At 69.1% G+C, this 18,921-nt stretch carries 17 protein-coding genes; 10 read left to right on the forward strand and 7 right to left on the reverse strand.

Annotation, left to right across the window (positions count from 1 at the left end):
- Nucleotides 1–2: 2 nt before the first annotated feature.
- Nucleotides 3–839, forward strand: a complete 837-nt coding sequence (locus JWS14_RS31760; protein ID WP_072940825.1) for a DUF427 domain-containing protein — start codon at nucleotides 3–5, stop codon at nucleotides 837–839.
- A 16-nt stretch (nucleotides 840–855) separates the two neighbouring features.
- Here JWS14_RS31760 and JWS14_RS31765 read toward each other — a convergent pair whose 3' ends face one another.
- Both JWS14_RS31765 and JWS14_RS31770 read right to left on the reverse strand, forming a co-directional pair.
- Nucleotides 856–2,082, reverse strand: a complete 1,227-nt coding sequence (locus JWS14_RS31765) for a low temperature requirement protein A (protein WP_206016233.1) — start codon at nucleotides 2,080–2,082, stop codon at nucleotides 856–858.
- Between the two features lie 70 nt (nucleotides 2,083–2,152).
- A complete protein-coding gene (locus JWS14_RS31770) occupies nucleotides 2,153–2,968 on the reverse strand; it encodes an alpha/beta fold hydrolase (protein ID WP_206015051.1) in 816 nt (271 codons plus the stop codon).
- A gap of 231 nt (nucleotides 2,969–3,199) precedes the next feature.
- Here JWS14_RS31770 and JWS14_RS31775 point away from each other — a divergent pair, with 231 nt between their 5' ends.
- Nucleotides 3,200–3,985, forward strand: coding sequence for an SDR family NAD(P)-dependent oxidoreductase (locus JWS14_RS31775; protein WP_206015052.1), 786 nt, complete (start codon nucleotides 3,200–3,202; stop codon nucleotides 3,983–3,985).
- An 11-nt stretch (nucleotides 3,986–3,996) separates the two neighbouring features.
- On the opposite strand, the gene JWS14_RS31780 is transcribed toward JWS14_RS31775, so the two are convergent.
- Genes JWS14_RS31780 through JWS14_RS31790 form a run of 3 tightly spaced genes read right to left on the reverse strand, consistent with a single transcriptional unit; the run spans nucleotide 3,997 to nucleotide 6,207 of the window.
- Nucleotides 3,997–4,788, reverse strand: a complete 792-nt coding sequence (locus JWS14_RS31780) for an SDR family NAD(P)-dependent oxidoreductase (RefSeq protein WP_095861144.1) — start codon at nucleotides 4,786–4,788, stop codon at nucleotides 3,997–3,999.
- Nucleotides 4,789–4,811: 23 nt separating this feature from the next.
- Entirely contained in the window at nucleotides 4,812–5,066 is a 255-nt protein-coding gene (locus JWS14_RS31785; protein ID WP_072940814.1) for a hypothetical protein, read from the reverse strand.
- Nucleotides 5,044–6,207 (reverse strand): 3-ketosteroid-9-alpha-monooxygenase, oxygenase component, encoded by a 1,164-nt coding sequence (locus tag JWS14_RS31790; protein ID WP_095861416.1) that lies wholly within the window; start codon nucleotides 6,205–6,207, stop codon nucleotides 5,044–5,046. Before JWS14_RS31790 ends, JWS14_RS31785 begins: the two co-directional genes overlap by 23 nt.
- Nucleotides 6,208–6,373: 166 nt before the next feature.
- Here JWS14_RS31790 and hsaA point away from each other — a divergent pair, with 166 nt between their 5' ends.
- Nucleotides 6,374–7,540: a 3-hydroxy-9,10-secoandrosta-1,3,5(10)-triene-9,17-dione monooxygenase oxygenase subunit gene (gene hsaA / locus JWS14_RS31795; protein ID WP_206015053.1), complete on the forward strand. Its 1,167-nt coding sequence runs from the start codon at nucleotides 6,374–6,376 to the stop codon at nucleotides 7,538–7,540.
- Here the strand turns inward: hsaA and JWS14_RS31800 are convergent, their stop codons facing one another.
- Nucleotides 7,541–9,079 (reverse strand): FAD-dependent oxidoreductase, encoded by a 1,539-nt coding sequence (locus JWS14_RS31800; RefSeq protein WP_206015054.1) that lies wholly within the window; start codon nucleotides 9,077–9,079, stop codon nucleotides 7,541–7,543. It lies immediately after the preceding gene.
- Nucleotides 9,080–9,263: 184 nt separating this feature from the next.
- Here JWS14_RS31800 and JWS14_RS31805 point away from each other — a divergent pair, with 184 nt between their 5' ends.
- The 6 genes from JWS14_RS31805 to JWS14_RS31830 all read left to right on the forward strand — a co-directional run bounded on the left by JWS14_RS31805 (nucleotide 9,264) and on the right by JWS14_RS31830 (nucleotide 15,820).
- Nucleotides 9,264–9,875 carry a TetR/AcrR family transcriptional regulator gene (locus JWS14_RS31805; RefSeq protein ID WP_072940808.1) on the forward strand — a complete coding sequence of 204 codons (612 nt, stop codon included), beginning with the start codon at nucleotides 9,264–9,266 and terminating at the stop codon, nucleotides 9,873–9,875.
- A 201-nt stretch (nucleotides 9,876–10,076) separates the two neighbouring features.
- Nucleotides 10,077–11,240: a steroid 3-ketoacyl-CoA thiolase gene (locus JWS14_RS31810; protein ID WP_072940805.1), complete on the forward strand. Its 1,164-nt coding sequence runs from the start codon at nucleotides 10,077–10,079 to the stop codon at nucleotides 11,238–11,240.
- Nucleotides 11,241–11,262: 22 nt separating this feature from the next.
- Nucleotides 11,263–13,464 carry an acyl-CoA dehydrogenase family protein gene (locus JWS14_RS31815; RefSeq protein WP_206015055.1) on the forward strand — a complete coding sequence of 734 codons (2,202 nt, stop codon included), beginning with the start codon at nucleotides 11,263–11,265 and terminating at the stop codon, nucleotides 13,462–13,464.
- A 1-nt stretch (nucleotide 13,465) separates the two neighbouring features.
- On the forward strand, nucleotides 13,466–14,338 hold the full coding sequence (locus JWS14_RS31820; protein ID WP_206015056.1) for a MaoC/PaaZ C-terminal domain-containing protein: 873 nt from the start codon (nucleotides 13,466–13,468) through the stop codon (nucleotides 14,336–14,338).
- On the forward strand, nucleotides 14,335–14,985 hold the full coding sequence (locus JWS14_RS31825) for a PaaI family thioesterase (RefSeq protein ID WP_206015057.1): 651 nt from the start codon (nucleotides 14,335–14,337) through the stop codon (nucleotides 14,983–14,985). The genes JWS14_RS31820 and JWS14_RS31825 overlap by 4 nt, the downstream gene beginning before the upstream one ends.
- A 22-nt stretch (nucleotides 14,986–15,007) precedes the next feature.
- Complete coding sequence (locus JWS14_RS31830; RefSeq protein WP_206016234.1) at nucleotides 15,008–15,820, forward strand: mycofactocin-coupled SDR family oxidoreductase; 813 nt, start codon at nucleotides 15,008–15,010, stop codon at nucleotides 15,818–15,820.
- 73 nt (nucleotides 15,821–15,893) lie between these two features.
- Here JWS14_RS31830 and casG read toward each other — a convergent pair whose 3' ends face one another.
- Nucleotides 15,894–17,555, reverse strand: coding sequence for a steroid-24-oyl-CoA synthetase (casG, locus tag JWS14_RS31835; protein ID WP_206015058.1), 1,662 nt, complete (start codon nucleotides 17,553–17,555; stop codon nucleotides 15,894–15,896).
- Between the two features lie 154 nt (nucleotides 17,556–17,709).
- Between casG and JWS14_RS31840 the strand changes: the two genes are divergently transcribed.
- Nucleotides 17,710–18,903 carry an NADH:flavin oxidoreductase gene (locus JWS14_RS31840; RefSeq protein WP_206015059.1) on the forward strand — a complete coding sequence of 398 codons (1,194 nt, stop codon included), beginning with the start codon at nucleotides 17,710–17,712 and terminating at the stop codon, nucleotides 18,901–18,903.
- The last annotated feature ends 18 nt before the right edge of the window (nucleotides 18,904–18,921 follow it).

Raw genomic sequence — 18,921 nt, forward strand, 5'->3', positions numbered from 1 at the left:
TCATGGGCCTGCGACTGCGCGACACCGTCGGACATCAGCTACGCGAGCTTCGCTACGAGCCGACGGCGAAGCGGATCCGTGCCGAGCTGAACGGGACCACGGTGGTCGACAGTGACCGTGCGGTCCTCGTCTGGGAACCGCGGCGCGTCGTTCCCACCTACGCGGTGCCGGCGGAGGATATCGCCGCGGAGTTGTCGCCGGAGCCACCGGGTTCGGTGCAGGCCGACGGCGACGTCGGCTTCGCGCTGCCGGACGTGACGACGATGCCGGTGCTCGATCCGCGGATACCGTTCTCGGTGCACAGTGCGGAGGGCGAGCCCGTCGCGATCCGCATCGACGGAGCACGGTACGCCCTGGGGTTCCGGCCCGGCGACGACGAACTGTCCAGCTACGTGGTTCTCGACTTCGACGGCTTCGACCGCTGGCTGGAGGAGGACGACGAGATCGTCGGCCATCCGCACGACCCGTTCCAGCGCATCGATGTTCGCCGCACGTCCCGCCACATCCGGGTGATGCTGGGCGACACCCTCCTCGCCGACACTCGGCGGGCGAAAATGCTGTTCGAAACACTGCTTCCGGTGCGCTACTACCTGCCGCCCGAAGACGTCGTCGCGGAACTGCAACCGAGTGCGACGACGACGTACTGCGCCTACAAGGGCAAGGCCGCCTACCGGTCCGCGGTCACCGCCGGCGGAGTGCTCCACGACATCGCGTGGCGATATGACGAGCCCCTCGTCGACGCGTCGGAAGTCCGGGGACTCGTGGCGTTCTTCGACGAGCGGCTCGATCTGATCGTCGACGGTGTGGCCCGGCCGCGGCCGGAAACGCCCTGGTCGTAGCGTTCGCTCCCTGGTCCTAGTCCTCGGCGGCGTCCGCGCCGTCGAGTGCGATCTCGAGTGCCCGGGCCTCGTGGGCGTGCCCGAGCAACTCGTATCCGACGACGGTGACGACCGGGGCCAGCATCACCACGATCAGGCACCACGCCATCGACACGCCCTGCGCCGCCAGCACGAGGGCGAGCGCGATCGTCGCCGCGGTCAGGACGAGGAGTAGGACGTGGAACGGGTCGGGAACCCGCAGCAGATACGTGTACAGCAGGTACACGGCCGCGAGGTAGATCGCGACGGGGACGGCGACGGCGAGCACCGTCGCCGTCGCGCCGATGTGGGAGGCGTGTTCGATGTAGTACGCCGCCACGTGCAACCCGGCCCCCACGGCGGCCAGCGCGGCGAAGATCACGATGTGGCTGTACCCCCAGACGAACGAGCGGCGGCGATACACCGCGAGCACCTCGGCCGACGGCAGGGTGTAGTACACCCACCACAGGCCGAACGTGAGTCCGATGCCCGCGACGGCGACGAGTATCGCATCGAGCGACCACCCCTGGTGTTCGACGACGGCGGACAGTGAGGCCACCGTGCCGATCACACCCTCGCCGAGCGTGATGATCACGAGCAGGCCGTGACGCTCGACGATGTGGTGTGCGTGCCAGGGTGTTCCGCCCTTGTACCGTTCGGCGATGACGGGGCTGCTCATCTCGACGAGGATGAGGACGGCGCCGAGGCCGAACGCGTACTCGACGGTGAGGGGTGCGATCGCCAGCGTCACCCAGCCGATCTGTGCGAAAACGAGCGCCGCGGCGTACGTCAGCGACGCCGAGCGGTGGTCGGGGTCGTGCCTGGCCGCGCGCAACCACTGGAACACCATGGCGACGCGCATGACGATGTACCCGGACACCATGACGGTGTTGTCGAGTTCGACTCCGCGGTCGATGGACGCGAACATCTGCGGCATGCCGAGCGCCATCACGATGACGCCGATCATCTGGATCATGGTGGTGACGCGGTAGATCCAGTCGTCGGTGTCGTAGGCCGAGGCGAACCAGGAGAAGTTGATCCAGGCCCAGATGGTCGAGAACATCGCGAACGAGAAACCCGCCAGCCCGGCGCCGACGTGTCCTTCGGCGAGGAGGTGGGCGAATTGATTGCCCGCGACACCGAACGCGACGACGAACGTCAGGTCGAACAGCAGCTCCAACGGCGTTGCCGCACGGTGTTCCTCGTCCGGATCGCGGCCGACCATCTTCTGGACGCGGTGGGCGAGGCTCCTGCCGTTCGATGCCGATTCTTCGGGCGCGTTCACGGCTGTGCAGTTACGGCGTCGCCTGGTCTGCCTGCACCACGAGGTCGGCGACAGCGACGGGCTGGGATACCAGGACGGCGTGCGACGCGGGAATCTCCGTGATCTGCGCCCCCGCCCGGGTGGCCATGAACCGCTCGGACGCCGCCGGAATCACCTGATCGTTCTGAGCGACCATGGCCCAGCTGGGAGTCGACGCCCACGACGGCGCACCGCTGGGTTCGAGGTTCGCCACCAGCGCGGCCGACCGCTGGTGCGCGAGCATGTCGGCGGCCGTCGCGTCGGACACGTCCGGCGCGAACACCCGATGGAAGTCGGCCGGGTTGATGTAGCCGTCGACGTTCCTGCCCGCTATCCCGGTGGGATCGTTCTCGACGACCTTCACCTGCAGCACGGGCGGGAGCAGCTGGCTGCCGGGAAAGCGGATGGGGTCGAGGTTCAGCATCACCGGCTCGCCCTGCGCCGGGGCGAATGCCGCCACGTAGACGAGCGCCTCGACGTTCGGCGAGTGCACATTGGTGATGACGGCGCCGCCGTACGAGTGACCGACGAGCACCACCGGTCCCGGGATGTCCGCGAGCACCTTCTCGATGGCGGCGGAATCGTACGCCGGTCCGCGCAGCGGGTTGTCCGGGACGACGACTTCGTACCCGCGACCACGCAGGTCCGCGGCCACCGCGTCCCAGCTGGTCGTGTCGGCGAACGCGCCGTGGACCAGCACCACCGTCGGCAGATCCTGGGCGACGGCCGGTCCGGCCCCGACGGTGAGCGTACCGGCCGCGGCGATCGCGCACGCGGCGACGGCGGTTCGAAGTCGAAGAAGTCGCATCACTCGTCTCCCGGGTCAGGACGGAACACAGTGGTCAGGGGCGAAGGGGGCTGTGCGCCAACCTCTGTCGTACGACGAGAAGCAGTGTCGTACGACGGACGACGCCGTGGCCTGGCCCTTCGTCGCTGAGATTACTCGCCCGCAGCGCGGTCGGCATCATTTCGGCTAGCGTGAGCGGAGGGGGACATTCCGCTCGTCCGTGCACGGTCCGCCGTCGTCAGGAGGAACCCCATGGATCTCGCATTGCGCGGCACCGTCGCCGTGGTCACCGGAGCCAGCAAGGGTATCGGGCTCGCCATCACCCGGGCACTCGCCGCGGAAGGTGCCTTCGTGGTGGCGGGGGCGCGTTCGCCCGGCCCGGAACTGGAAGAACTCGTCCGCAGTGGAAACGTGGAGGCGGTGAGCGTCGACCTGTCGACCCCCACCGGCCCGGGCGAACTCGTTGCCGCCGCCGCTGCCCGTGGCAGTCTCGGCGTCGTCGTCAACAACGTCGGCGCCGCCCACCCGAGACTGACGGGCTTCCTCGACGTGACCGACGAAGACTGGATCACGACGATGAATCTCAACCTGATGTCGGCGGTGCGGACGATCCGGGCCGCGCTGCCCGCGATGATCGCCGCGGGCCGGGGGAGCATCGTGACCACGAGTTCGGTCAACAGTTTCCTGCCCGATCCCACCGTCATCGACTACTGCGCGTCCAAGGCCGCGCTCACCAACTTCTCGAAAGCTCTGTCGAAAGAGGTGGGACCTTTGGGAATTCGGGTGAACACTGTCAGCCCCGGTCCCGTGTCGACCGCCCTGTGGCTCGGTGACGACGGGGTTGCCGCCACGGTGGCGCGCGCCGCGGGCGGCGAACCGGAGGCGGTGGCGGAGAGTGTCGCCAAACAGGCGGTCACGGGCCGGTTCACCCGCCCGGACGAGGTGGCGGATCTCGTCGTGTTCCTCGCGAGCGACCGGGCGGACAACGTGACGGGATCCGATTTCGTGATCGACGGCGGACTCGTCACCACCCTCTGACCGCCCACGGACTACCGGCGCCCCAGAAGTTTCCGCATGCCCTCGGCCGCGCCGCGCACGAGTGCGTCGCGGGGGAACCCGCTGCGCTTCTGCGCCGCGTCGTAGTTGCCGCCCGCCACCCAGACCGGCCCGTCGGCCAGGTGCGTGAGACCCTCCCGGGCCACGTCTTCGGGCTCGGCGACCTTCATCCCCGGCAGATCGAAGTTCAGGCCTGCCCGGACCATCGCCGGCGTGCGGGTGACGCCGAGAACGAGTTCGACCACGTGAACCCCGAACGGCGCCAGTTCGAGCCAGAGGCTTTCCGCGAAGATCCGGCCGAACGCCTTCGACGCGGCGTAGATGCTCTGATCTTCCGACCCCAGATAGCCGGCCAGCGAACCGACCAGCACGATCCCGCCCCGACCGCGGTCCTTCATCCTCGTGCCGAAATGCTGCGACAGGTGCAGTTGAGAGGTGATGTTCAGGTCGATGACGCGCTGGAAGCCGGCGAGGTCTCCGCTGACGAACTCGTGCCCGTAACTGTTGGCTCCGGCGTTGAAGATCAGCAACCCGACCTCGACGTCGTCGGTGGCCGTGCGGATCCGGTCGAGGGCGTCCGGGTCGAGGAGATCGAGCGCGAGGGTGCGTACCAGGACGCCGTGCGCGCGGACCTTGGCGGCGGTCTCCTCGAGGGGGCCGGGCTTGCGGGCGATCAGCACGAGGTTGATCCCCGCTCGGCCGAGTTCCTCGGCGAAGCTCGCGCCGACACCCTCGGAGCCGCCTGCGATCACGGCCCACGGTCCGTAGTGATCGATGTCGATCATGATGTGTCCCTTCGGGAATGGTGTCAGTGAACGACGACGGGAGTCGGTACGGGGTCGGGATCGCGCACCGGCACGGCACCCGCCTGCGCGGCCCGGGTGATCGACGCGGTCAGCGCCGCGCACCCTTCCCGGGGAGCGCCGGGGCGTCCCGGTCCGGAGCCGCCGATCTCACGGCACCGGGAGCGGGCCGCGTCGTCCCACTGAATGGATGTGTGCTCCCAGCTGTTCTTCTGGACGAGGACCCGCGCGCCGCACTCAGTGCACTGCAGCGGCTGCATCGGCTTCGCGCGCCTTTCGTGCGAGGTTTTCTTCCACTTCCCGCTTCCACGATTCCACGGGCCGGGTGGTGTCGAGTTCGAACTCGAACCGCTCGGTCATCTGCGGCGTCACCGCGGCGACGTCGACGTAGAACTGCTCGTACCACCGTCGCAGCTGGTAGACCGGACCGTCCTCCTCACACAGCAGCGGATTCTCGATGCGGGTCTTGTTCTTCCAGATCTCGATGTCCTGCTCGAAACCCTTCGCGATGAACGTGCCGAAATTCTTCGCCATCGCGGTGGCCGCGTCGCCGTCGAGTTCCTTGGACTTCTTGACGATGATGCCGTACTGCAGCACGAACTTGTCGGCGCTGACGGGGTAGTGGCAGTTGATCAGCACGGAGTCGACGTCGTGCGTCTCGTACTGGTACGTCAGGTCGTCGACCATGAACGACGGTCCGAAATAGGTGGCGTCCGATCGGCTTCCGACCATCTTCGGCTGACCCGACGCGTGCGGGCGCATGTCCTCACGGGCCTGCCCGCGCATGAACTGGCTGGCGACGTGGCCCTCGAAGACGTTCTTGAAGTAGGTGGGGAACGAGAAGTGCACGTAGAAGAAGTGCGCCATGTCGACGATGTTGTCGACCACCTCGCGGCAGTTCGTGTCGACGGTGGTGCGGTACCAGACCCAGTCCGTCCACTCGTCGTCGAGGGCGCCGTCGATGCGGGGAATCGTGACGTCCGCGGGCGGCGGATTGCCTTCCGGATCGTTCCACACGAACAGCATCCCGTCCTGGTCCAGCGCGTGCCACGACCGGGTTCGCGCGAGCGGCGGCACCCGGCGCGCGTACGGAATCTTCTTGCACCGGCCGTTGCTTCCCCACCGCCAGTCGTGGAACGGGCACGCCACCTCGTCGCCCTTGACGGTGCCCTGGCTCAGATCGCCGCCCATGTGCCGGCAGTAGCCGTCGAGCACGGCGAGGTCGCCGGCACTGTCGGCGAAGACGACGAGTGTGGTGCCGAACGCCTCGACGGAGTGCGGCTTGCCGTCCCGGAATGCCTCGGACAATCCGATGCAGTGCCATCCACGGGCGAATCGGGTGGGCGCTGCGCCGGCGTCGATCTCGCGTACCTCGACTGTCTCGGACTGTTGGGTGGTCACGATGCGTCCCGTCCTCTCCTGGGCTTGTGCGGTGCCCTGCACGCTAAGTGAGCGTCGACGGCCCGCATCGCGTGGTCCCACTGGACGGGACCGCGCGGACGGCGGCGTTTCCCGTTGAGCGAGACGCATATCCACGCGCGGGTGCGATCGCCCTACCCTCCGACAGATGACGAACGAGGTCCTCAGATCGGTCCGCGGGCTGCTGCCGACGATCGCGGAGTACGCGGACAAGGTCGACGAGTCGCGGCGGGTGTCCGAGCAGGTGATCCGTGAACTCGGCGACACCGGATTGTTCAAGATGCTGCAGCCCCGGCGGTACGGCGGCACCGAGAGCGATCCGGTGCATTTCTACGAGGTGGTGCGCGCCGTGTCGGGGGTGTGCGGCTCGACGGGCTGGCTGGCGTCCGTGCTCGGTGTGCACCCGTGGCACCTGGCCCTGTTCGACGACCGGGCACAACGCGACGTGTGGGGCCACGACGATTCGGTGCTCGTGTCGTCCGCCTACGCGCCCGTGGGGCGGCTCGTCCCGGTCGAGGGCGGATACCGGTTGACGGGGGACTGGGGCTTCTCCTCGGGCTGCGAGCACGCGTCGTGGGCGCTGCTCGGCGCGATGCTCGTCGGAACCGAGGGTCGCCCGGTCGATTTCATGACCGCACTGGTGCCGCGGTCGGACTACCGCATCCACGACGTGTGGGACGTGGTGGGGATGCGGGGCACCGCAAGCAACGAGATCAGCGCCCGGGACGTGTTCGTTCCCGACTACCGGATCAAGAGGAACTACGAGACGGCGCAACTGCGCGGTCCCGGGCAGAAGGTGAACCGGGGACCCCTGTACCGGCTGCCGTTCGCCACGCTCTTCACCACCGCCGTCGCGGCGCCCGGGGTCGGCATCGTCGCGGGATGTTACGAGCGCTATCTGACGGTCATGCGGGAACGGGTGCGACTCAGCCTCGGTGGCGGCAGATTCGTCGACGACCAGTTCGCCCAGGTCGCGGTCGCCCGGGCGGCGTCCGAGATCGATGCCGCAATCCTGCAGATGGATCGCAACGTGCGGGAACTGTGGGAGTTGGCCGAGGCCGGTGAGGAACTCCCCATGGGTCTGCGCCTGCGGGTGCGCCGCGATCAGGTCCGCGCCACCGAGCGGGCTCTCGAGGCGATCGACCTGCTGTTCAAGACCGCCGGCGGGAGTTCGCTGTTCCGCGGCAACGCGATCGAACGGTCGTGGCGCGACGCCCACGCGGGCAGTGCGCACGTGGCCAACGAGCCCGAACGCGCCCTCGCCTTGTTCGGCAGGGGTGCGTTCGGGCTCCCGGTGGAGGACAACCTCGTGTAATCAGCTCCGCATGTGCTGAACTGCCCGGTAGGAGAACACCATTGCGGTGCCGAGCGGCACGCCGGGGCCCGGGTAGAACCGGCCGCTGAGCGATGCGCTGGTGTTGCCCGCCGCATACAGTCCGTCGATGGGGGAGCCGTCGGCGCGCAGGACGCGGGCGTCGGCGTCGGTCCGGACGCCGCCCTTGGTGCCGAGGTCGCTGAGCACGATGCGGGCCGCATGGAACGGGCCCTGCGACACCGGGCTCAGCGCCGGGTTGGGCGGGGCGTCCGCACCCGTGCCGGGCGGGCAGAAGAAGTTGTCGTACGGATCCTCTCCCCGGTGGAACGCCTCGTCGACGCCGTGCTTGGCGAAGTCGTTGAACTGTTCGACGGTGCGGCGCAGAGCGTCCGCGGGGACGCCGATCTTCTCCGCGAGTTCCTCGATCGTGTCGGCCGACACCCAGGTGCCCGCCGCGTGGTGCTTCTCGGCGGAGATCTGCGGAATGGAGATGGCAGGCAACACGGGCCCGCCCTCCTTCGAGTCGAAGACGAGGTAGGACCCGGCGCCGCCGTGTTCGATCATCGCGCGGCCGAACTGGTCGTACGGCAGCGACTCGTTGAGGTACCGCTCTCCGGACGTGTCGACCAGAATCCCGCCGCGCACACCCACCATGAAAGCGCCGGAGCCGTCCGGAAGTTCGACGCCGGGGCACCACCACGCCTCGTCGAGCAGCGCGGTGTCCGCGCCGACCTCCACCGCCGCCTGCAGGAGGTCACCGGTGTTGGCGCCGCGCGGTCCCATGCTCCACTCGGCCCGGCCGGGCGTTCCGTTCTCGGTGCGCAGGGCCGCGCTGCCCTCGATGCCGCCCGCCGCGAGCAGCACGCCGCGGGTCGCCCGGATGCGGATCGTCTCACCGGCCGCATCCGTCGCCAGGGCGCCGACCACCCGGCCGTCCTCGACGATCAGCGCGCGGGCCGCGGTCTCGGTGCGCAGTTCCGCGTGCCCGGTGCCGTACAGGGCCATGAGGAGACGGCCGATCAGGGCACGACCCCCGTTCAGCGTTCCCTCGGGATGCGGTTCGCCGGCCCGATCGACGTCGGCCTCCGGCCGGATGACCTCACGAAGTTCCCCGACCTCGTCGCCCGGCAGATCGAGCGGGTTGATCGCGCGACCGTAGTCCATGCGGCCGGGTGCCTTGTAGTAGTCGGGGAATGCGCGCCACTCGAACTCGATGTGGGGATCGCGTTCGAGAAGTTCGACGACCTCGGGGGCGGTGGTGACGTACGCCTCCTGGCGGTCGATCTCCTCGTCTCCCACCACCGCGCGCAGGTACGTGCGCGCCTTGTCCGTGGAGTCGCCGATCCCGGCACGCTCCTGCACGGCGGTGCCCGGCAGCCACACCGCGGCGCCCGAGTACGCGGACGTGCCGCCGAACAGTGGGGTCTTCTCGAGGACGAGGGTGCGCAAACCCTGCGAAGCGGCCGTGTACGCGCCGGTCAGGGCGCCGCCCCCCGAACCGACCACCAGCACGTCGCACTCGGTTGTCCAGTCCTGCATCGTCGTTTCCTCCGTTGATGGTCTGTGGTGACTGACGGTCCAGTCGTGGGGTTCACGCAATCGCATCCGGGCGGCGTGCGGCACGTGCGGTCCCACTCACCGGACGAAATTCGAAGCTTTGCCGATCCAGTGCGAGAATCGACACCGGATCCGGGGCTGTGTGCGGAGTGAAGGGGGATCGAGGGTGCCGAGAATCGCCGAAGTGCGGGACGCTGCCGAACCGAGTTCGGAGGAACAGCGGGCCCGCCACGTCCGCATGCTCGAGGCCGCCGTCGAACTGGCGACCGAGAAGGAACTCGCCCGCGTCCAGATGCACGAGGTGGCCAAACGCGCCGGTGTCGCGATCGGGACGCTGTACCGGTACTTTCCGTCGAAGACGCACCTGTTCGTCGCGGTGATGGTCGACCAGATCGACCGGATGGGTGCCGGTTTCAAGAAGAGTGCGCCGCCCGGGGAATCGCCGCAGGACGCGGTGTACAACGTGCTCGTCCGGGCCACCCGCGGTCTGCTGCGCAGACCCGCGCTCTCCACGGCGATGATCCAGTCCACGAGCACCGCCAACGTGGCGTCCGTGCCGGACGCGGGGAAGGTCGACCGCGCGTTCCGGCAGATCATGCTGGACGCCGCCGGGATCGAACACCCGACGGAGGAAGACCTGACCGCGTTGCGCCTGCTGGTGCAGTTGTGGTTCGGCGTGATCCAGTCCTGCCTCAACGGCCGGGTCACCATTCCCGACGCCGAATCAGACATCCGCAAGGCGTGCGACCTGCTGCTGGTCGGTCTGTCGCACCGCTGACAGCTTGCCCGGCGGGGGCCGCCTCCCCGGCGCGCCCGAAATGAAATTCATTCCTGACTGCTGAGCAGGGTCGGAAACTGTCCTTCGCAAGACGAAGGGCATTGCTGTCTTTCAAGAAATAGAATAAATTCCAAAAATGAGCCGCGGACGTGTCCGCGAGCCAGAAGAACCCGAGCCAGAAGAACCCCAAGGGAGCGGAACATGGGCAACGCCGTCATCGTCGACGCGGCACGGACACCGATCGGGCGCCGGCGCGGAGCGCTGTCCGGACTGCACCCGGCCGAACTGCTCGGCGCCGCGCAGCGGGGCGTCCTCGAACGGGCCGGTGTCGCCCCGGAGGACGTCGGGCAGATCGTCGGCGGATGCGTCACCCAGGCCGGTGAGCAGTCCAACAACGTGACCCGGCAGGCGTGGCTGCACGCCGGCTTGCCGTACACGACGGCGGCCACGTCGATCGACTGCGCCTGCGGATCGTCCCAGCAGGCCGTGCACGTCGTGGCAGGTCTGATCGCGTCCGGCCAGATCTCCGCCGGAATCGGGTGCGGTGTCGAGGCGATGAGCCGGGTGTTCCTCGGCCAGGCCGCCACGCCGGAAACGGGCAACCCGTACCCCGGCGACTGGTCGATCGACATGGGCGACCAGTTCACGTCCGCCCAGCGGATCGCCGACCTGCGCGGGATCGAGCGTGGCGACGTCGACGCCCTCGGCCTCGAATCGCAACGACGCGCCGCACAGGCATGGGCGGAAGGACGATTCGACCGCGAGATCGTGCCGGTCACCGCCCCCATCGTGGACAAGGCGGGCACACCCACCGGCGAATCCGCGGTCGTCACCCGGGACGGCGGACTGCGGGAGACGACGGCCGACGCCCTGGCCGCACTGAAGCCGGTGATCGACGGCCACATCCACACCGCGGGCAATTCGTCCCAGATCAGCGACGGCGCCGCCGCCGTTCTGCTCATGGACGAGGACCGTGCCCGCGAACTCGGATTGCGGCCGCGCGCGCGGATCGTCGCGTCCGGCATGGTCGGCTCCGACCCCTACTACCACCTCGACGGACCGATCGATTCCACGCGGATGGTCCTCGATCGCGCCGGAATGTCGCTGGACGACATCGATCTCGTCGAGATCAACGAGGCGTTCGCGTCCGTTGTGCTGTCGTGGGCGCAGGTGCACGGCGCCGACCTGTCGAAGGTCAACGTCAACGGCGGCGCCATCGCCCTCGGACATCCGGTGGGCTCCACCGGGGCCCGGCTGATCACCACCGCCCTGCACGAACTGGAACGCTCCGACACCGCCACCGCACTCGTCACGATGTGCGCCGGTGGCGCGCTGTCCACCGCAACCATCATCGAACGCATCTGAACCCCGAACGATCGAGGCCGACATGACAATGGGATTGACCGAAGAAGAGCGCGACCTCCGCGACTCGGTGCGAGGCTGGGCCACGCGAACCGTGACCCCGGCTGTGTTCCGGGAGGCCGTCGAGGCCAAGACCGAGCAGCGACCGCTGTTCTGGAAGTCGTTGGCGGAACTGGGTGTACTGGGACTGCACCTGCCGGAGGACGTGGGCGGTGCGGGCTGCGGACTGGTGGAACTGGCCGTGGTCACCGAGGAACTCGGCCGGGTCCTGCTGCCCGGGCCGTTCCTGCCGACCGTGCTGCTCGGCGCCGTCCTGCACGAGTCCGGCCGCACGGGCGAACTGTCCGGACTGGCCGACGGTGCGACCCTCGGCGCCGTGGCGCTGCAGCCGGGTTCGCTGCGCCTCGTCCGGGACGGCGGAGCGGTGACGCTGGACGGCGAGTCCGGGTACGTCCTCGGCGGGCAGGTGGGCGACCTGTTCCTGCTCGCGGCCGCGGACGGCGACGACACCGTGTTCGTGGCGCTCGCCCGCGACCGGCTCGACGTGACCGACCTGCCCAGCCACGACGTGGTGCGCCGCAACGCGACCGCGACGGTGAACGGCCTCGAGATCGCCGAAGCCGATGTCCTGCAGATCGATGCGCAGCGCGTTCGTGATCTGGCCGCGACGTTGTTCGCCGCCGAGGCGTCGGGCGTCGCCGACTGGGCCGTGACCACCGCCGCCGACTACGCCAGGGTGCGTCGGCAGTTCGGTCGTCCCATCGGCCAGTTCCAGGGCGTGAAGCACCGGGTGGCGCGGATGCTCGGCCTCGCGGAGCAGGCCCGCGTCTGCGCGTGGGATGCCGCCCGCGCGATGAATCCCGGAACAGGTACTGCGGAGGCGTCACTCGCCGCCGCGGTCGCCGGCGCCACCGCACCCGACGCGGCGTTCTCCGTCACCAAGGACTGCATCCAGGTGCTCGGGGGCATCGGCTACACCTGGGAACACGACGCGCACCTGTACCTGCGCCGGGCGCAGTCGCTGCGGATCCTGCTGGGGTCCACCGCGTTCTGGCGGCGGCGCGTTGCCCGCGCGACGCTGGGCGGTGCCCGCCGGGTGCTCGGCATCGATCTGCCGCCGGAGGCCGCGGGCACCCGGGCCTGCGTCCGCGCGGAACTCGCGTCCGCCGCGTCGCTGGGCGAGACGGAACGCAGAACGTACCTCGCCGAAAAGGGGTACACCGCACCGCACCTGCCCGCACCGTGGGGCAGGGGAGCGGGTGCCGTGGAACAACTCGTGATCGCCGAGGAACTGCGCGCGGCCGCGCTGAAGCCGCACGACATGATCATCGGCAACTGGGTGGTGCCCACGCTCATCGCGCACGGCAGCGAAAACCAATTGCAGCGTTTCGTGCCGCCGTCGCTGCGCGGCGACCTCGTCTGGTGTCAGCTGTTCTCCGAACCCGGCGCCGGATCGGACCTCGCAGGCCTGACCACCAGGGCCACGAAGGTGGACGGCGGCTGGATGCTGCAGGGGCAGAAAGTGTGGACGTCGATGGCCCGGGAGGCGGACTGGGGGATCTGCCTCGCCCGCACCGACGCCTCGGTTCCCAAACACAAGGGATTGTCGTACTTCCTGATCGACATGAAGGCGGGCGAGGGCCTGGACATCCGGCCGCTGCGCGAGATCACCGGCGAGGCCCTGTTCAACGAGGTGTTCCTCGACGACGTCTTCGTCCCCGACGAACTCCTCGTGGGCGAACCGGGCGACGGCTGGAAGCTGGCCCGCACCACTCTCGCCAACGAACGCGTGTCGCTGTCGCACGACTCCTCGCTGGGTTCCGGTGGTGAGGCGCTGCTGACCCTGGCCGGTGAACTGCCCGGCGGCCTCGACGACGAGCAGTTGACCGTGCTCGGCAAGGTCCTCTGCGACGCGCAGTCCGGCGGGCTGATGGCACTGCGCACCACCCTGCGCTCGATCGCGGGCGGGCAACCGGGAGCCGAGTCGTCGATCGCGAAACTGCTCGGCGTCGAACACATCCAGCAGGTGTGGGAGGTGGCGATGGACTGGGCGGGACCGCGGGCCCTGCTCGGCGACCGGCCCCGCACGTCGGACGCGCAGATGTTCCTGAACTCGCAGTGCATGTCGATCGCGGGTGGCACCACCAACGTCCAGCTCAACATCATCGGCGAACGGCTGCTGGGGTTGCCCCGCGACCCCGAGCCCGGACAGGGAGCGGTGGCCTGACATGGCGATCGACGTGAAGGCGGCGCTGGCCGCGGACCCGGCCGTCCGCGAACTGTCGTGGACCGAACGCGACGTGATGCTCTACCACCTCGGACTCGGCGTCGGCGAGAACACCCGGGACCCGGCGGAACTGCGCTGGGTGTACGAGAAGAACCTGCGCGTGCTGCCGACGTTCGCGCTCGTCGCGGGGCAGGGCATCTCGGCGGGCGGCGTACCGCAGGCCGGGCTGAGCCTGCCCGGCATCGACATCGACCTGCGCACGATCCTGCACGGCGGCCAGTCGCTCACCGTGCACGCGCCGATCCCCGCCTCGGGTTGGGCCCGGGTGTCCTCGCGGGTGGCCGACGTGTGGGACAAGGGCAAGGCCGCCGTCATCGTGCTCGAACAGACGGCCACCGACTCGGGCGGGAACCCGTTGTGGACCACGGGGATGCAGATCTGGGCCCGTGATGAGGGCGGGTTCGGCGGCTCCCCGGGACCCGAGTCGGTGGCCACGATCCCCGAACGGGAGCCCGACAAGGTGCTCGTGTCCCGCACCGGGACTGCGCAGGCGCTGCTCTACCGGCTCAGCGGCGACCTCAACCCACTGCACGCGGACCCCGAGTTCGCGGCCGCGGCCGGGTTCGAAAGGCCGATCCTGCACGGGCTCGCGTCGTACGGTGTGGTGTGCAAGGCCGTCGTCGACGGAATGCTGGACGGCGATCCCACGCGACTGCGCCACTACGCGGTGCGGTTCGCGGGCTCGCTGTACCCCGGCGACACCGTCGAAACTGCGGTCTGGCAGGAGGGCGACCGGCTCACCCTCCGCGCGACGTGCCCCGACCGGGCCGGGCAACCGGTGCTGACCCAGGCGACGATGGAGGTGACGGGATGAGCGTCGGAACGCACCCCACGTTCGAGAGCAGCCCGCCGGGAACGGTGCTGACGTCGCCACCCGACGGTTCCGCCGTCGACCGGGCGACCGGGGCCGCCCGGCGTGTGGTCGACGCGTTGCTGCGCACCGACCGCGGCAATGCCAACCTCGAGCGTGTCGCGGAGGAGTTGAACAGCATCGCCGAACACCTAGAGGAACACGCGCCCGCCGTCGCGGAGCGGCTGATCGACATGTGGAACGGCGAGGGCGTCACCCGGCACGATCCCGTCACCGGACCCGAGAACGCGCTCGCGCCGCCGCTGGTCCTCGAGGGCCTGCCGGACGGATCGGTCCGGGGCACCGTCACCCTGACCATCCCGTACCAGGGGCCGCCCGGGCACGTCCACGGCGGCGTGTCCGCGCTCCTGCTCGACCACGTCCTCGGCGTCGCCAACGCGTGGGGTGGAAAGGCGGGCATGACAGCGCAGTTGAGCACCCGCTACCACCGCCCGACGCCGCTGTTCGAACCGCTCACCCTGACCGGGAAGCTGATGTCGGTCGACGGCCGCAAGATCACCACCGCCGGCGACATCCGGACCGCGGACGGTCAGGTGTGCGTCTCCGTCGAGGGACTGTTCGTCGACAAGACCGTGCCCCGCCCACGATGACCCGGATCAGGAGCAGAACGTGATGTCACCGCAGCGTTTCGAGAACAAGGTCGTCTTCGTCACCGGCGCCGCCCGCGGGCAGGGCCGCGCCGAGGCCGTCCGGTTCGCGTCCGAGGGCGCCGACGTCATCGCGATCGACGCCTGCACCGAATTCGCGTCCACGCCCTATCCCGGCGCCACCCGGGACGACCTGGCAGAGACGGTCCGGCTGGTCGAGTCGACGGGGCGGAGGATCGTCGCGGCCACCGCCGACGTGCGCGACTTCGACGGCCTCTCGCGGGCACTGGCCGACGGCATCGACCGGCTGGGCCGCCTCGACGTCGTGATCGCGAACGCGGGCATCTGCTCGGGGGCGCTGTCGTGGGAGATCACCGCCGAGCAGTGGAAGGAGACGGTCGACGTCAACCTCACGGGAACATTCCACACCGCGAAGGCGGCGGTTCCGTATCTGATCGAACAGGGTGAGGGCGGCGCCGTCGTCTTCACCAGTTCGGTGTCCGGGTTGAAGGGCACCCCGTTCACCGGGCACTACGTCGCCACCAAGCACGGCATCACCGGGCTGGCCAAGACGATGGCGAACGAACTCGGTGAGCACCGCATCCGCGTCAACACCGTGCACCCGGCGGGGGTCGACACCGGCATGAAGATGCGCGATCTGCACCCGCTCATCACGAAGTACGCGTCGACTCTCGGCTCGATCTACCAGAACACGCTGCCCTACACCATCACCCAGCCGGAAGACGTCGCCGCCGTCGTCGCGTGGGTGTGTTCCGACGAAGCGAAGTACATCACCGGGGCGCAGATCCCCGTCGATCTCGGCAACCTCATCCGCTGACGTTCGCCCGGTCTTCCCTCACCCGAATGCCGCGGGGGTGCAGTTCGACTGCACCCCCGCGGCATTCGGTGCGTCAGACGGTGATGTCGCGGCGGACCATTTTGCCGGTCGCGTTGCGGGGCAGCAGGTCCGTGGTGATCCGCCAGCGGGTCGGGACCTTGAAATACGACAGGCGATCGGCGGCGTAGTCCCGCAGTTCCGCCTCGGTGGTCGCAGCACCCGGTCGCAACACCACCACGGCGGCCACCTCCTGCCCCAGATCCTCGTGGGGCGTCCCGATCACGGCGCACTCGAGCACGTCGGGGTGCTCGTCGAGGCACTGCTCGATCTCGGTGGGGTACACGTTTTCGCCGCCGCGCAGGATCAGATCCGAGCGGCGTCCGGTCAGCCGGAGGCGGCCGTTCTCGACGATCCCGAAGTCGCCGGTCCGGAGCCACCGGCCCGGGGCGATCGCGGCGGCGGTGGCGGCCTCGTCCTCCCAGTAGCCGAGCATCACGAACGGGCTGCGCACACACACCTCACCCTCGACGCCGTCGGGCAGCCACTCCCCGAACGGGTCGCGGATCTCCATGCTCACCGTGATGATCGGCCGCCCCAGCGTGCCCGGGAATTGCTCGAGTTCGGGGGCGGTGGCCACGGCGATCGCGGTACTGCATTCGGTGAGCCCGTAGCTGTCGACGAGTGCGTTGCGCGCGAACGGCACCCTCTCGCGCAGACGTTCCTTGAACGCGACCGACGACGGCGCGGAGGCCAGCGAGAACGACGTGAGCGACGACAGGTCGTACCTGTCGAGGTTCTCGTGCTCCACCAGTCGGGACGCCATGGTGGGCACCGCACCCCAGTTGGTGACGCGTTCCCGCTCGACGAGACGGAGTACGGCGTCGACGTCGAATCCACCCTGGTGCATGACGACCGCCCCGCCCGTCGCCAGCCGCGGAATCACCAGATTGTGCAGGCTCGCGATGTGGAACAGGGGAGACGTCAGAAGGTAGCGGAGCGGGCTCGGCGCGGCCGGATCGACGGGCCGTCCACTGAATTCGCCGACCACGGCGTCGCTGAAGCGGTGGTAGTCGACGACGGCCAGGATGTTGCGCTGCGAGTGCAGCGCTCCCTTGGGCCTGCCGCTCGTGCCGCTGGTGTAGAGGATGGCGGCGGGGTCGTCCTCGTCGACGTCGGTGTGCGGCATGGGGGCGCCCGCGTAGCGCGCGAAGATGCCGGGCAGATCCTCCTCCATCGTGAGGACCGGGACCGCGGTGCCGACCGCGGCGAGCGTCTCGGCGCGCTTCGCGTCGGCGATCACCACGGTGGGACGGCTGTGCGTCAGCCCGTACTCGACCTCCCGCGGAACCCACCAGCCGTTCAATCCGACGCTGATGGCGCCGAGCACCTGCGCGGCCCAGAACGCGACCACCCACTCGGGGGTGTTCGCGGCCAGGATCGCCACCCGGTCACCTTTCCGGACGCCGTGGTCCTCGCGCAGCGCCGTCGCCAGGGCGGCGACCGCGGCGGCGTGCTCGGTGTAGGACATCCGGCGGTCGGCGGTCACCAGGTAGTCGCGGTCGCCCCACCTCAGTGACGTGGTGAGAAGTTCGCCGACCGAGCGTCCACGGTTCTTCATCACGGGCATCCGGGTGCCGAGTACCGGTTCCTCGACGAGTTCGAACCGGCCACCGGGTCCGGTGAGGCGGGACATCACCTGACCCAGGAGCAACTGTGGATCTGTAGGGGCAGTCATCGGGGCGACCTTTCGTCCTCGGGCACTCGTACCGACACAAGATGGCACGCCGTGACGGGCGCCCGGACGTGGTTACCACTCAGCGAGACTGCCACGATCCGTGACATCCCGGCGCCGTTACGTTCGACAGCGAATCGCAGCTGGAGGAACTCATATGACGATAGATCTCGACCCGCCCGCAGTGAAGGTCGATCCGCTCGCCCCGGCCCGGCTCGGGCCGATCACTTTGCGTAATCGCGTGATCAAGGCGGCGACGTACGAGGGGCTGACCCCGAAGGGTCTGGTCACCGACGAGCTCATCGAATTCCATCGGCAGCCCGCCGCCGGGGGCGTGGGCATGACGACGGTCGCGTACTGCGCGGTCGCCGCCGACGGCCGGACATCGCCCGGCCAGATCCAATGGACCGACGAGACGATGCCGGGCCTGCGGAAGCTGACCGACGCCATCCACGGCGAGGGCGCGGCGGTGTCTGCGCAGATCGGTCACGCGGGACCGGTCGCGGCCGCGAAGTACATCGGGTACCCGGCGCTGGGCCCGTCCCGCGCCTTCCGGATGACCACGCAGAACTTTTCCAAGCCGGCTTCGACGGCCGATATCACCCGGATCGTCGAGGCGCACGCGAACGCGGCCCGCCGCGCGGTGGAGGCGGGATTTGACGCCGTGGAGATCCATTTCGGCCACAACTACCTGATCAGCTCCTTCCTGAGCCCGAAGGTCAACAAGCGCACCGACGAGTACGGCGGATCCCTGGCGAACCGCGCCCGGTTCGCGCTCGAGACCGCCCGGGCCGTGCGGGACGCGGTGGGAGACCGGATCGCGATCCTCGCGAAGCTGAACATGGACGACGGTGTGCCCGGCGGCTTCTGGGTGGACGAGGCCATCCAGGTGGCGCAGTGGCTCGAACGGGACGGTTCACTCGACGCGCTCGAGCTCACCGCGGGCAGTTCGCTGCTGAATCCGATGTACCTGTTCAAGGGCGACGCGCCGCTCCGTGAGTTCGCCGCCGTCATGCCGCAGCCGACGAAACTGGGAATCCGGTTGGTCGGCAAGCATTTCCTGAAGGAATACCCCTACCGCGACGCCTACCTCCTCGAGGACGCCCGGCAGATCAGGGCCGCCGTGACGATGCCGCTCGTGCTGCTCGGCGGCATCACCGGCAAGGCGACCATGGACCTGGCGATGGAGGAGGGCTTCCAGTTCGTGGCGGTCGCACGGGCACTGCTGCGGGAACCCGACCTCGTCAACCGCATCACGGACGAGAACCACAACCCCGGATTGTGCATTCAGTGCAACAAGTGCATGACGGCGATCTACGGTGGCACCCACTGCGTGCTCCGAGCGCAGTGAGCGTGCAGGCCGTGTCGA

This window comes from Rhodococcus koreensis (assembly GCF_017068375.1).
GTDB lineage: Bacteria > Actinomycetota > Actinomycetes > Mycobacteriales > Mycobacteriaceae > Rhodococcus_F > Rhodococcus_F koreensis.

Excerpts from the sequence above, each read along its gene's own strand:
- JWS14_RS31770 (WP_206015051.1), bottom strand. The coding sequence starts at position 2,968 with ATGCGACTTCTTCGACTTCGAACCGCCGTCGCCGCGTGCGCGATCGCC.
- JWS14_RS31840 (WP_206015059.1), top strand. The coding sequence starts at position 17,710 with ATGACGATAGATCTCGACCCGCCCGCAGTGAAGGTCGATCCGCTCGCC.
- JWS14_RS31825 (WP_206015057.1), top strand. The coding sequence starts at position 14,335 with ATGAGCGTCGGAACGCACCCCACGTTCGAGAGCAGCCCGCCGGGAACG.
- JWS14_RS31775 (WP_206015052.1), top strand. The coding sequence starts at position 3,200 with ATGGATCTCGCATTGCGCGGCACCGTCGCCGTGGTCACCGGAGCCAGC.
- casG (WP_206015058.1), bottom strand. The coding sequence starts at position 17,555 with ATGACTGCCCCTACAGATCCACAGTTGCTCCTGGGTCAGGTGATGTCC.
- JWS14_RS31810 (WP_072940805.1), top strand. The coding sequence starts at position 10,077 with ATGGGCAACGCCGTCATCGTCGACGCGGCACGGACACCGATCGGGCGC.
- JWS14_RS31765 (WP_206016233.1), bottom strand. The coding sequence starts at position 2,082 with ATGGTCGGCCGCGATCCGGACGAGGAACACCGTGCGGCAACGCCGTTG.
- JWS14_RS31780 (WP_095861144.1), bottom strand. The coding sequence starts at position 4,788 with ATGATCGACATCGATCACTACGGACCGTGGGCCGTGATCGCAGGCGGC.
- JWS14_RS31785 (WP_072940814.1), bottom strand. The coding sequence starts at position 5,066 with ATGCAGCCGCTGCAGTGCACTGAGTGCGGCGCGCGGGTCCTCGTCCAG.
- JWS14_RS31830 (WP_206016234.1), top strand. The coding sequence starts at position 15,008 with ATGTCACCGCAGCGTTTCGAGAACAAGGTCGTCTTCGTCACCGGCGCC.
- hsaA (WP_206015053.1), top strand. The coding sequence starts at position 6,374 with ATGACGAACGAGGTCCTCAGATCGGTCCGCGGGCTGCTGCCGACGATC.
- JWS14_RS31820 (WP_206015056.1), top strand. The coding sequence starts at position 13,466 with ATGGCGATCGACGTGAAGGCGGCGCTGGCCGCGGACCCGGCCGTCCGC.
- JWS14_RS31815 (WP_206015055.1), top strand. The coding sequence starts at position 11,263 with ATGACAATGGGATTGACCGAAGAAGAGCGCGACCTCCGCGACTCGGTG.
- JWS14_RS31760 (WP_072940825.1), top strand. The coding sequence starts at position 3 with ATGGGCCTGCGACTGCGCGACACCGTCGGACATCAGCTACGCGAGCTT.
- JWS14_RS31800 (WP_206015054.1), bottom strand. The coding sequence starts at position 9,079 with ATGCAGGACTGGACAACCGAGTGCGACGTGCTGGTGGTCGGTTCGGGG.